Origin of the sequence: Massilia antarctica, from assembly GCF_015689335.1 — a bacterium.
GTDB classification, from domain to species: domain Bacteria; phylum Pseudomonadota; class Gammaproteobacteria; order Burkholderiales; family Burkholderiaceae_D; genus Telluria_A; species Telluria_A antarctica.
The window spans coordinates 6,648,256-6,660,164 of record NZ_CP065053.1; the positions used below are offsets into that span (position 1 = coordinate 6,648,256).

The 11,909-nt window shown below is 61.7% G+C and carries 15 protein-coding genes; 12 read left to right on the plus strand and 3 right to left on the minus strand.

All coding sequences use genetic code 11. The features are described from left to right. Positions 1-453: 453 nt before the first annotated feature. Complete coding sequence (locus tag IV454_RS29135; protein ID WP_054263351.1) at positions 454-996, minus strand: YaeQ family protein; 543 nt, start codon at positions 994-996, stop codon at positions 454-456. 28 nt (positions 997-1,024) lie between these two features. Further along, positions 1,025-1,894 (minus strand): formyltetrahydrofolate deformylase, encoded by an 870-nt coding sequence (gene purU / locus IV454_RS29140; RefSeq protein ID WP_206089133.1) that lies wholly within the window; start codon positions 1,892-1,894, stop codon positions 1,025-1,027. A gap of 139 nt (positions 1,895-2,033) precedes the next feature. On the opposite strand from purU, the gene IV454_RS29145 reads away from it, so the two are divergent. The 12 genes from IV454_RS29145 (at position 2,034) to cydX (ending at position 11,125) form a co-directional block, all read left to right on the plus strand. Continuing rightward, complete coding sequence (locus IV454_RS29145) at positions 2,034-3,065, plus strand: NADP-dependent oxidoreductase (protein WP_206089134.1); 1,032 nt, start codon at positions 2,034-2,036, stop codon at positions 3,063-3,065. A 208-nt stretch (positions 3,066-3,273) separates the two neighbouring features. Beyond that, the gene (locus IV454_RS29150) at positions 3,274-3,525 is read left to right on the plus strand and encodes a hypothetical protein (protein ID WP_206089135.1); all 252 of its coding nucleotides are present in this window, start codon (positions 3,274-3,276) and stop codon (positions 3,523-3,525) included. Positions 3,526-3,558: 33 nt separating this feature from the next. Beyond that, positions 3,559-4,110, plus strand: coding sequence for a hemerythrin domain-containing protein (locus tag IV454_RS29155; protein WP_206089136.1), 552 nt, complete (start codon positions 3,559-3,561; stop codon positions 4,108-4,110). A 112-nt stretch (positions 4,111-4,222) separates the two neighbouring features. Further along, positions 4,223-4,618, plus strand: a complete 396-nt coding sequence (locus tag IV454_RS29160) for a KGG domain-containing protein (RefSeq protein ID WP_206089137.1) — start codon at positions 4,223-4,225, stop codon at positions 4,616-4,618. Positions 4,619-4,645: 27 nt separating this feature from the next. Then, a complete protein-coding gene (locus IV454_RS33435) occupies positions 4,646-4,774 on the plus strand; it encodes a hypothetical protein (RefSeq protein WP_282961386.1) in 129 nt (42 codons plus the stop codon). A gap of 525 nt (positions 4,775-5,299) precedes the next feature. Continuing rightward, a complete protein-coding gene (locus IV454_RS29165; RefSeq protein WP_206089138.1) occupies positions 5,300-6,313 on the plus strand; it encodes an alpha/beta fold hydrolase in 1,014 nt (337 codons plus the stop codon). A gap of 51 nt (positions 6,314-6,364) precedes the next feature. Then, the gene (locus IV454_RS29170; RefSeq protein ID WP_229521910.1) at positions 6,365-7,153 is read left to right on the plus strand and encodes a nucleotidyltransferase domain-containing protein; all 789 of its coding nucleotides are present in this window, start codon (positions 6,365-6,367) and stop codon (positions 7,151-7,153) included. A gap of 280 nt (positions 7,154-7,433) precedes the next feature. Then, positions 7,434-8,051 carry a GbsR/MarR family transcriptional regulator gene (locus tag IV454_RS29175; RefSeq protein ID WP_054263358.1) on the plus strand — a complete coding sequence of 206 codons (618 nt, stop codon included), beginning with the start codon at positions 7,434-7,436 and terminating at the stop codon, positions 8,049-8,051. A 1-nt stretch (position 8,052) separates the two neighbouring features. Next, entirely contained in the window at positions 8,053-8,259 is a 207-nt protein-coding gene (cydP, locus tag IV454_RS29180) for a cytochrome oxidase putative small subunit CydP (RefSeq protein ID WP_206089140.1), read from the plus strand. Next, positions 8,256-9,818: a cytochrome ubiquinol oxidase subunit I gene (locus IV454_RS29185; protein WP_054263360.1), complete on the plus strand. Its 1,563-nt coding sequence runs from the start codon at positions 8,256-8,258 to the stop codon at positions 9,816-9,818. The genes cydP and IV454_RS29185 overlap by 4 nt, the downstream gene beginning before the upstream one ends. Beyond that, positions 9,815-10,957: a cytochrome d ubiquinol oxidase subunit II gene (gene cydB, locus IV454_RS29190; protein WP_206089141.1), complete on the plus strand. Its 1,143-nt coding sequence runs from the start codon at positions 9,815-9,817 to the stop codon at positions 10,955-10,957. Before IV454_RS29185 ends, cydB begins: the two co-directional genes overlap by 4 nt. 9 nt (positions 10,958-10,966) lie before the next feature. Next, positions 10,967-11,125 (plus strand): cytochrome bd-I oxidase subunit CydX, encoded by a 159-nt coding sequence (gene cydX, locus IV454_RS29195; protein ID WP_206089142.1) that lies wholly within the window; start codon positions 10,967-10,969, stop codon positions 11,123-11,125. Positions 11,126-11,210: 85 nt separating this feature from the next. On the opposite strand, the gene IV454_RS29200 is transcribed toward cydX, so the two are convergent. After that, complete coding sequence (locus tag IV454_RS29200; RefSeq protein ID WP_206089143.1) at positions 11,211-11,825, minus strand: hypothetical protein; 615 nt, start codon at positions 11,823-11,825, stop codon at positions 11,211-11,213. Positions 11,826-11,909 lie beyond the last annotated feature (84 nt).

The window sequence follows — 11,909 nt, forward strand, 5'->3', positions numbered from 1 at the left end:
GCCCAGTCTTGAAGGCGGTCGCGCGCACATGCGGGCGGCCGCGGCAATCCGGCACCGACTGAGATTCGGGAGCCAGTTTCCGCTTGTGGCTTACTCATGATTCTAGTTCAGGCATATTCGGACGGCAGCGTCCATATCAACGATCCGGCCTGCGCCAAGGCCATGGGCGAGCGATGCGCACCAGGCTGGACGTCGCGCCGATTGACGTGCCCGGACCACGCCGATCTCCGTTGCTTCAAGAAATCCGGAATGCCACACTCGCACGTCACCGGCAAAACAACAGTTGCAAAAGAGTTCCCCCGCCTTCGCAGGGGGGGAGAGACGGAGGGGGCGCGGGGGGACGGAGGGCGCGCGGGGGAGACGGCGGCTACGCGGAAAGACGGAGGCTGCCTGAGGTATACGCAGCGCACGCGGGGAAGTCGGAGAGTGCGCGTGCGCCAGCGGCAACTGCGCTTAACGCAGCGCCTTGAAATCCTCGCGCTCGATCAGCACCGTGTTGACGCTGTCGGTCAGGTAAATCTGGCCATCCTGGATCGTGCATTGCAGCTGCATATTGCGCTGCGCCAGCGCTTCCAGCTGGGCGCTGGCGTCGGCCGGGATGTTAATCACGGTCAGGTTCTTGGCCCGTTCGAGCTTGTTGGCGATCTGCTTGTACCAGATATGGCTGGTCGCGCTGTAGCTGTACACAACCACCTTCTCGCTGCGGCCGCACGCTTTCATCAAGCGCTTTTCGTCCGGCTGCCCGACTTCGATCCACAGTTCGATCGCGCCGGTCAGATCCTTCTGCCACAGATCCGGTTCATCGGTGTCGAACAAACCCTTGGTGAAGGTCAGCGATTCGCTCGCGTGGATCGCAAAGGCGAGCAGGCGGATCATCATCCGCTCGTCGGTCTCGGAAGGATGCCGCGCCAGGGTCAGGATATGCTCCTGGTAGTAATTGCGGTCCATGTCCGCAATCTGCAGCTCTGCCTTGTAAATTGTCGCTTTAAGTGCCATTGATACGCCTGCCTTTAACTTCTCTGAATTATTTGAAGACGACAGTCTTGTCGCCATTTTGCAAAATGCGATGCTCCACGAACCATTTCACCGCGCGCGCCAGCACCACGCACTCCACATCGCGCCCGATGGCGCTGAGGGTGTCGGCATCCATCGCGTGATCGACCCGTTCGACATCCTGCTCGATGATCGGACCTTCGTCGAGGTCGCCCGTGACGAAATGAGCGGTGGCGCCGATCAGCTTCACGCCGCGGTGGTGGGCCTGCGCGTACGGTTTCGCACCCTTGAAACTCGGCAAAAAGGAATGGTGGATATTGATCGCCCTGCCCCGCATCGCCTCGCACAAGCCGGGCGACAGGATCTGCATGTAACGCGCCAGCACCACCAGGTCGATCTTGTGGGTGTGCATCAGATCCAGCACCCTCGCTTCCTGCGCCTGTTTGGCCGCCGCGTCCGCCCCCGCCGCGAGCGGCAGGTGGTGGAAAGGAATGTTGTAGCTGGCCGCCAGCTGGTAGAAATCCATGTGGTTCGATACGATGGCCGGAATTTCCACCGGCAGCAGGCCGCTCTTGTAGCGGAACAGCAAATCGTTCAGGCAATGCCCGATTTTCGACACCATCAGCATCACGCGCGGCTTGGCGTGGGCGTCGTGCAGCTGGCCGTTCATGCCCATCTGCGTGCACAGGGCGGCGAAATCGGCGCGCAGCGCGGCGTCGCCGAGCGCGCCTTCTTCCAGCGCGAAGTGAACACGCATGAAAAACAGCTTCGATTCGGCATCGCCGAACTGGGCCGAATCGATGATGTTGCAACCATGCTCGGCGAGGAAGCCCGAAACACGATGCACAATGCCGCGCTGATCGAGGCAGGACAGGGTCAGGATGTATTCTGGATGCGTCATGGTCTTGTAGTGGATGGCGTGGGAACTGCGAACCTTGTATTGTCGCATGCGTCAGGGAAAACCGCCCCATCGCAAAAAAGCACGGGCGTGCAGAATTGCGGTATAGTAGACAAATCACACCCTCACACAAGGATTCGCCATGACGACTACCGCACTGATGAACCAGCAATTCCGCCTCGCCGCCCGCCCTGTCGGAATGCCGAAACGCAGCGACTGGGAGCAGACCACCGAGCCCGTGCGCGACATCAGCGATGGCGAAATCGTGGTCAAGGCCCTGTACCTGTCGCTCGACCCCGCCATGCGTGGCTGGATGAACGAAGGCAAGTCCTATATTCGCCCGGTCGCCATCGGCGAAACCATGCGCGCCGGCGGCGTGGGCGTGATCGTGGCATCGAAGTCCGACAAGTTCGCCGTGGGCGACACCGTCTCCGGCGGCATCGGCGTGCAGCAATACTGGGTCGGCGCGGCCGATGACAAGTCGGGCAACTTCTACAAGATTTTCCCGGCCATGGCGCCGCTGACCACCTGGCTCAACACCCTGGGCATGCCCGGCATGACCGGTTATTTCGGCCTGATCGAATCGGGCCAGCCGAAGGCCGGCGACACGGTGGTGGTGTCGGGCGCGGCGGGCGCGGTCGGCATGACGGTCGGCCAGGTCGCCAAGCAACTCGGCTGCCGCGTGGTCGGCATTGCCGGCGGCAAGGAAAAATGCGATTTCGTGGTCAATGAACTGGGCTTCGACGCCTGCATCGACTACAAGAACAGCTCGGTCAAGGATGGCCTGAAAGAACATTGCCCGGACGGCGTGGACGTCTTCTTCGACAATGTGGGCGGCGAGATCCTCGATACCGTGCTTACCCGCATCAACCTGCGCGCCCGCATCGTCATCTGCGGCGCCATCTCGCAGTACAACAACACCACGCCTGTGAAAGGCCCGGCCAACTACCTGTCGCTGCTGGTCAACCGCGCGCGCATGGAAGGCATCGTCGTGTTCGACTACGCCGACCGCTACCACGTGGGCGTGGCCGCCATGGCCAAGTGGATGAAGGAAGGAACGTTCAAAAGCCGCGAAGACGTGGTCGACGGCCTGGAAAATTTCCCCGAAGCGCTGCTGATGCTGTTTGAAGGCAAAAATTTCGGCAAGCTCGTGCTCAAGGTGGCGGAAGAGTAAGGCCCGCGCCGCACCAATGATCTGACCCGTATCACCCGGGCCGCCCGTTCGCGGCGGCCCTCCCCCTCCCTTCCCGCTTGACCGAACGCGCGCACGCATCATGTTCGCGGAACTTTGACCCGCCCCGTCACGTCTATCACATGCCCATTCGACGTCTGTTCGCCCGACCGCGACAGCGTCCTACCCATGTTTTACGACGAGGACAGCCATGCCATCCTATTCAACCAGACCATCGATGCAGTCGCAGTTCGACATGCAGGTCGATTTTCTCACCGAGCTGGCCCGCGCGGGCATCGACGCGCTGCGCAGGCTGACCGAACTGAATCGGCACCTTGCGCGGCAACTCAAGGACGATGCCGTGCGTGCCGCGCACGCCATGCTGTCGGGCGCGCAGATGGCGCTGACCCGCAACGTTGGCCCAAGCCACGCAGTGCGCGATATCCACCACACGCCGGAGTAAGAACCGGCGAACAGCCCAACACGGAGTTCACCTATGCCTACCCACGGTAAGCCAAAAAGCGGCGCGGCGATCGACGCGCTTGCATTGCTGAAAGCCGACCATGAAAAGGTCAAAAGCCTTTTCCGCGCGTTTGACCGTTTGCGTGGCGACGACGATAAGCAACGCAGGTTTGAACTGGTCGACGACATTTGTTATGAACTGACGGTCCATTCGATGATCGAGGAAGAGATTTTCTATCCGGTGCTGCGCTCACTGATCGATGACGACCAGTTGCTCAACGAGGCCGAGGTCGAACACGCCGGCGCGCGCGACCTGATCGGCCAGCTCGAAGTGATGTATCCCGGCGACGACCATTTCGACGCCATGGTGACGGTACTGGGCGAGGAAATGGCGCACCACATCGACAGGGAAGAAAGCGAGTTGTTCGACGCCGCGCGCCAGTCGGGCATCGACCTCGGCACCTTGGGCGAACGGCTGTCGGCCCGCAAGGACGAACTGGACGAGGACCTGACCTCGCCGCCGGCCCCGGTCGAGCCGATGGATCCGCACAACGGCACGCGCCGCCCGCCACGTTTACCAAACTAGTGACAAGTGACGGAACTAATGAAGTGAGCACGTCTCTAACCCACAAGCCCAGTAACGCGTCAGTGGCGCATGAGAGCGGGGTTCCGATACCGAAGCAAACAAGGAGAACGACATGACGACAAGTAAAGAAAGTGGAGGCAACAAGAACAGTATATCCGGCGGCAACGCGCAAAAAAGCGGCAGTGGCAACAGCCAGGGTCCCGCCAAGCGCGGCTTCGCCGCCATGGATCAGCATCAGCAACGCGAAATTGCCAGCAAGGGGGGCCAGGCTGCCCACCAGAAGGGAACGGCGCACGAATTCGATTCCGAAGAAGCGCGCCGGGCCGGGCAAAAAGGCGGCGAAGCAGTCAGCCGCAACCGCGAGCACATGGCCGATATCGGGCGCAAGGGTGGCGAGAGCCGCCAATCGGCGGCCCGCAACGCCGCTGCCGCCAGCGGCGGTGGCGAGGCCGCGGCGAAGGGATCGCGCCAGGGGAGCAAGGAAAAGGACAAGGACAAGACGGATTGAACGGCATGCCCGCCCGCATGGGCGGGCATGATGGATCCGCGTCCGAGCCTGCATCCGCGTCCGCTGTCGCTGCTCGAAGACGGCAGGGGCGCCGGGTGTTCGCGTCCGGTGATTCGCTGCACCGGTGCCGGCACGATGAAGGGTTGCTGGGGATAGCCGGCAGGCGGATTGCTTGCTTGGCGTCGCCGGTCCGGGGCCGACATTGTGCCTCGATGGCGCCCATCCGGCCGCTCATCTCGGCGTTTAACCATCGTGGTATCCATTCAGGCGTGCGTCCCTCAATTTTGGCGTCCATTCATCTCGGCGTCCATTCATCTCGGCATCCATTCATCTCGGCGTCCATTCATCTCGGTGTCCGTTCTGCCGTCCATCCTGCTTTGCGTTTGCATGCATATGCAGCCACGCGCAGACGCGCCGATGCCCCCCGCATGGCCGCTGTGCACATGAAGAAGGCCGGATAGCCCGGGCATCGTCGGCAGCTTCGGCATACATATACGTATCGGTTCATTCCTCTGTCCCGCCAGGCACGGCCGCACGCATATGCAAGCGCACCAACGCCGGTATGGCGCGCTTTCACAAACAGCGGTTCCCGCACCTCCTCAATCATGACAAATTGATCTATGATGCAACTCCGGAAGCCGCAGCCGGCGGCATCCACGTCCAACCAGAAAGACGTTTGCCATGCCACGTTTCGCCTTGCGTATGTCCATGATCGCCATCGCCTCAGCTTGCAGCGCTTCCAGTTTTGCCCAAGCGTCCGCCGCGGTGGATACCCAGCTCGCTTTTTCCCACCCTAACCAGATGGTCGATATCGGCGGGCGGCGCCTGAACCTGTATTGCAGCGGTTCAGGAACCAACACGGTCATCTTCGACTCCCCGTCGGGCATGGGGGGGTGGATCTGGTATGCGGTGCAGCCGGAAGTCGCCAAGCAAACGCGCGCCTGCATCTTCGACCGCGCCGGCATGGGTTTCAGCGACCCGGCTGAACGCCCCAACACCTCGGCCAACGTGGTCGAGGACTTGCACGCCGCGCTGAGCAAGGCCGGCATCGCGCCGCCTTACGTTATGGTCGGCAATTCCTTCGGCGGAGGCAATGTACAGTTGTTCACCTACACTTACCCCAAGGAGGTCAAGGGATTGGTGCTGGTGGAAGCCCAGCATGAAGATGAAATGGACCGCATCAATGTCGCCTCGAAGGGCAAGCTCAAGGAGATGAGCGACATGATGGCGGCATTTACAAAAACCTGCGCGACGCAGTCCGAAAAAGGCTTCGTTCCCGGCAGCGAACTGTTCGCTAACTGCACGGGCGGATTCCAGCCGCAATTCGGCCGCACCCTGAACGCCGCTTACCTCGCCTCGCTCACCTCACCTTCCTACTGGCGTGCGCACAATGCCGAGGAAGACGCCTTCGAGACCAGCAACGCCCAGTTGCGCGCGGCGCGCCGGCCGTTCGGCGACCTGCCGCTGATGGTGCTGACGCGCGGCGTGTCGCCCTACGCCATCCCAGGCAAACCTCCAAGCGAGCTGAACAAGGCGACCGAGAAAGAAAATTTCGCCATGCATCAGGAGATGGCGGCCCTCTCCACGCGCAGCACGCACCGGGTGATACCGGGCGCCGGCCACATCATCGAGGCCGACAAGCCACAGGCGGTGATCAAGGCGATCAACGACGTGCTCGCGCAAATCAAGCCATAATGCCGCATCATGCAGGCGGGCCGATCCGTCTGCGACATACAAGGAACCAGCATGATCCCAGTCGAGGTAAGGGCCGAGATAATGCGCCGTCTGGCGCGTACCGAGCAGGAAGAAGGCGTGCGCATTCTGCTCGCGATCGAATCGGGAAGCCGCGCCTGGGGCTTTGCCTCGCCCAACAGCGATTATGACGTGCGCTTTATCTATGCGCGCGAGGCCGACTGGTATCTGGCCGTGGATCTGGAAGAGCGGCGCGACGTGATCGAATACCCGATCGTCGACGATATCGACCTCAATGGCTGGGACTTGCGCAAGGCGCTGCGCCTGCTGTGGAAAACCAATCCGGCGATGGTGGAATGGATCCAGTCGCCAATCTCGTATATCGACAGCGGCGGCTTTGGCGCCGGCGCGCGTGAACTGCTGCCGGCAATGTATTCGGCCGAGCGCGGAATTTATCACTATCGCAGCATGGCCAAGACCAACTACGCCAATCATTTGAGCGGCGACCAGGTACCGCTCAAAAAATACTTTTATGTACTGCGCGCGCTGCTGTCGGTGCACTGGATAGAGCGCTACGGCACGGCCGCGCCCCTCGAATTCCACAAACTGCTGCACTTGCTCGATCACCGTCCGGAGTTGCTGGCCGAGATAGACGCGCTGCTGGAAAAGAAACGCGCCGCGCCCGAACTGGGGCTGTCCGAACCGATTATCAGCCTGAATGACTTCATCGAGCACGAACTGGCACGCCTGGAAACGGTGCAGCCGCTGGCGGCGCCGCGCGCCCAGCCCCTGCCCGGCCTGAACGCCCTGTTCCACGCTGTCCTGCGCGAGCAGCAGGGATAAATCCGCCGCGCCCGCCCTCCCCGGCGCGCCTACGTCCCCCCATCCGGGTGCCAGTTCTGGCATCCGGACAAGATCCTGTCCGCCTCCCCCTGCTGTCGCCGCCAGGCGCAGCAGCCGGTGCTTGCCCGCCCGCTGCGCGTACCCCTACCCGGCCCGACACCTGACAAACTGCCAACTAACCTCCCGGCGGCATTTTGCGGACTTGGCCTGCACGTAATTCGTAAACCTTCTATAATTTCAGTAATTCCTGAAAATTCAATACTTCCAAAGACCTATAGACATGACCAATCTCAGCCCACTTGCCCAGAAATTCATCCTCCACTTCGGCGAAATGGGCAGCCGCTGGGGCATCAACCGCACCGTGGGCCAGATTTACGCCCTGCTGTACGTGCTGGCCAAGCCGCTCAATGCCGACGAAATCGCCGAACATCTGCAGTTTTCGCGCTCGAACGTGTCGATGGGACTGAAGGAGCTGCAATCCTGGCGCCTGGTCAAGCTGCTGCACCAGCCGGGCGACCGCCGCGAATACTTCGAGCCACCCAAGGATATCTGGGACATCTTCAAGGCCCTGCTGGAAGAACGCCGCCGGCGCGAAGTCGAGCCGACCCTGTCGATGCTGCGCGACGCCCTGCTCGAAACACCCGCCACCGACGCCGACCGCATCGCCCAGGAGCGCATGCGCGAGATGTACAACCTGATCGAGCTGTCGAGCTCCTGGTTCGACGACGTGCAGCGCCTCTCGCCCGAAACCCTCACCTCGCTGATGAAGATGGGCTCCACCGTGAAAACCCTGCTCAACGTCGGCGACACCGTACGCGGCACCTTCCGCAAGAAGCGCGCCCCCGAGCCGGCGGCCACCGGCGCGGCAGCGGCCGACAACGGCGACCAGGACGCATAAGATGCGCGCCCTTCTCCACCGCCTCCCGTTCGCGCTGGCGATTACCTTGGTACTGGTGTTGAAGGCCGCCCTCCTGTTCATGCTCTACAAAGCCTTCTTCTCCACGCCCCAAGTGAAAAAAATGCGCATGCCGACCGCGCAGGTGGAACAACACCTGCTCGATACGCCGCGCTCGACACCACCTCTTCCTGCCAAGGCCACGCCATGATTCCCATCGATGATGTTGTCAGCCTGTCGCGGCTGCAGTTCGCCGCGACCGCCATGTATCACTTCCTGTTCGTCCCCCTCACGCTCGGCCTGTCCTGGATCCTGGTGATCATGGAGTCGGTCTACGTCATGACCGGCCGCGAAATCTACCGCGACATGACCAAGTTCTGGGGCAAGCTGTTCGGCATCAACTTCGCCATGGGCGTCACCACCGGCATCACCCTTGAGTTCCAGTTCGGGACCAACTGGGCTTACTACTCGCACTACGTGGGCGATATTTTCGGCACCCCGCTGGCGATCGAAGGCATGATGGCCTTCTTCCTCGAATCGACCTTCGTGGGCCTGTTCTTCTTCGGCTGGTCGCGTTTGTCGAAGGTGCAGCACCTTGGTGTCACCTTCCTGGTGGCCCTCGGATCGAGCCTGTCGGCCCTGTGGATCCTGATCGCCAACGGCTGGATGAACAACCCGGTCGGCGCCGAATTCAACTTCGAGACCATGCGCATGGAACTGGTCAGCATCGCCGATGTGATCTTCAATCCGGTCGCCCAGGTCAAGTTCGTGCACACCGTCGCCGCCGGCTACGTGACGGCATCGATGTTCGTGCTGGGCATCTCCGCCTTTTACCTGCTCAAGGCACGCGATGTGCCGTTCGCCCTGCGCTCGTTCGCGATCGCGGCCGGTTTCGGCCTGGCCTCGACCCTGTCGGTGATCGTGCTGGGCGACGAATCGGGCTACACCGCCGGTGAAGTCAACAAGGTCAAGCTGGCCGCCATCGAGGCCGAATGGGAAACCGAGCCCGCTCCCGCCGGCATCACCTTGATCGGCCTGCCCAACGACAAAGAGCAGCGTACCGATTACGCCGTCAAGGTCCCCTACGTCCTGGGCCTGATCGCCACGCGCTCGACCGATACCCAGGTCACCGGTATCAAGGACTTGAAAAAGCTGCACGAAACGCGCATCCGCAACGGCATGCTGTCGTACGCCGCGCTCACGCGCCTGAAGGGCGGCGACAAATCGCCTGAAGCGCGCGCCGAGTTCCTGCGCCTGAAGGACGACCTGGGCTACGGCCTGCTGCTGAAAAAATACACGCCGCGCGTGATCGACGCCACCGAAGCGCAGATCAGGATGGCCGTCAACGACACCGTGCCCAAGGTCGCGCCGCTGTTCTGGTCCTTCCGCATCATGGTCGGCCTGGGCATCCTGTTCCTGTTCATCTTCAGCGCCTCGTTCTACTTCCTGATCCGCAAGCGCCTGGCGCAGCAGCGCTGGCTGCTGAAACTGGCCGTGGTGGCGATTCCCCTGCCATGGGTAGCGGCGGAACTGGGCTGGGTGGTAGCCGAATACGGGCGCCAGCCGTGGACCATCGCCGGCATCCTGCCTACCCACCTGTCGGCGTCGACCCTGCAGGCCTCCAGCCTGTACTTCAGCCTGGCCGGCTTCATCGGCTTCTACACCCTGCTGCTGGTGATCGAAATGGGCTTGATGATCAAGTACACGCGCCAGGGACCGAGCGCACTGCACACGGGTAAATATCACTGGGAACAACAGGAGGCAGCATGATCTTCGACTACGACACGCTCAAGGTGATCTGGTGGGGCTTCGTCGGCCTGCTGCTGATCGGCTTCGCGCTGACCAATGGCTTCGACTTCGGGGTCGGCATGTGGCTGCCCTTCCTCGGCAAGAGCGACATGGAGCGGAGGGTCATCATCAACGTGATCGGTCCGACCTGGGAAGGAAACCAGACCTGGTTCATCGCCGCCGGCGGCGCCATGTTCGCGGCCTGGCCGCTGGTGTACGCGGCCGCCTTCTCGGGCTTTTACGTGGCGCTGATGCTGCTGCTGTTCGCACTGTTCTTCCGGCCGGTCGGCTTCGACTACCGCAGCAAACTGGCCGACACGCGCTGGCGCAATGCCTGGGACTGGGGCCTGTTCACCGGGGGCTTCGTGCCGCCGCTGATCTTCGGCATCGCCTTCGGCAACCTGCTGCAGGGCGTGCCCTTCCACTACGACGACACCATGCGCATGGAGTACACCGGCAGCTTCCTCGGCCTGTTCAATCCTTTCGGCCTGCTGGCCGGCGTGCTGGGCGTGTCGATGCTGGCCATGCACGGCGCCACTTACCTGTATCAAAAGACCGATGATGTCATCGCGGCGCGCGCGCGCAAGGCGGCCATGGCGGCCGGCGCAGTGACCGTCGCCGCCTTCGCGCTGGCCGGCGTGTGGGTCGCCATCGGCATGGACGGCTATCGCATCGTCTCGATGCCGCCGGTCGACAGCGCCTTCATGCCGACCGCCAAAGTGGTGGAACGCGGCGTGGGCGCGTGGCTGGACAACTACACGCGCTGGCCGCTCACGATCGCCTTCCCGGTAGGGGGCCTGCTCGGCGCGGCGCTGGCGGTGGCCTTGTGCGCGGCGCGCCGCAGCTTGCTGGCGTTCCTGGCCAGCGGCGTGTCGGTGGCATCGATCCTGCTCACCGCCGGTGCGGCCATGTTCCCGTTTATCATGCCATCATCGCTCTCGCCCGGCAGCGGCCTGACCGCGTGGGACGCGGTGGCCAGCCACAAGAGCCTGGGCGTGATGCTCTGGGTGATGGTAATCATGCTGCCGATCGTGGTGCTCTATACCAGCTGGGTGTATTCCATCATGCGCGGCAAGGTCACCGCGGCGCATATCCGCGAAAACGAACACGAATCTTATTAGGAGTTTGCGATGTGGTACTTTGCCTGGATATTAGGAATCGGCCTGGCCCTCTCGGCCGCCATCATCAACGTCATGTGGCTGGAGGCGAACTACGCGTTCGGCCTGCGCGACGAAGACGTCACGCGCGCCAGTTTTGAAAAGGCCAGCAAGGACAATCTGCTGCTGTGAGCCCGGAGTGACGCGTAAAAGAGGCGAGCGATCGGCGGCAGGGCGCCGCCGTTCGGGTCAGGACATTCGCAGGGCGTTACCGGTGTCAGTGAGTCCCGCCGGCGCCGGCCAGGAAGGCGGGTGCGAATATGCTAATCCAGCAAATGCAGCCGATGGCGATCCACACGTAATTGGCTGCTGTAAATCGGCTGTTGCTCCGGCCTTCGGGATCGCCGCAGCAGGCATTGATATGCTTTTGTGCGCTGAAGCTGCTGAAGAATATCCCCACCATCAGAATCAGCATCAGCACAACACTCAGGCCCGACCCCAAGGTCGATTGGTTCATTCGACTGAGGATGTTCAGGGCAACCAGCATGACCACCAGACCGGTGGCATGGGATTTGTGATCCCATTGCGCAGGGCGCATCTTTGCCGCCGCGTGCATAGACACTTCATTAAACAGGGAATGGGTGTAAAACACGGCGAAAATCGCGCGCGGTACCGGCCAGATATCGCTGTCCGCGGCATTGTCAAGCTTACATTGCCGTTTGTAGAGATTCCAGTTCTTGAAATACCAGAAGAACTGATACATGCCCACGGTAGCAATGAACAGAATCGTGAACTTGGTCAGGGAGACGACATAGAATGTGTTATCGGAACCAGTTGTTGTTGCGCCAATGCTCATGTCGGCTTGGGGGGGAGCGTATAAATTATTATTCATATAATGCACCAAGGAAATTTTTTGATTTTAACAGATCGGCACCGCCTTCTGATGATTCGCCCTGGATCAATGGCATCCCGTCAC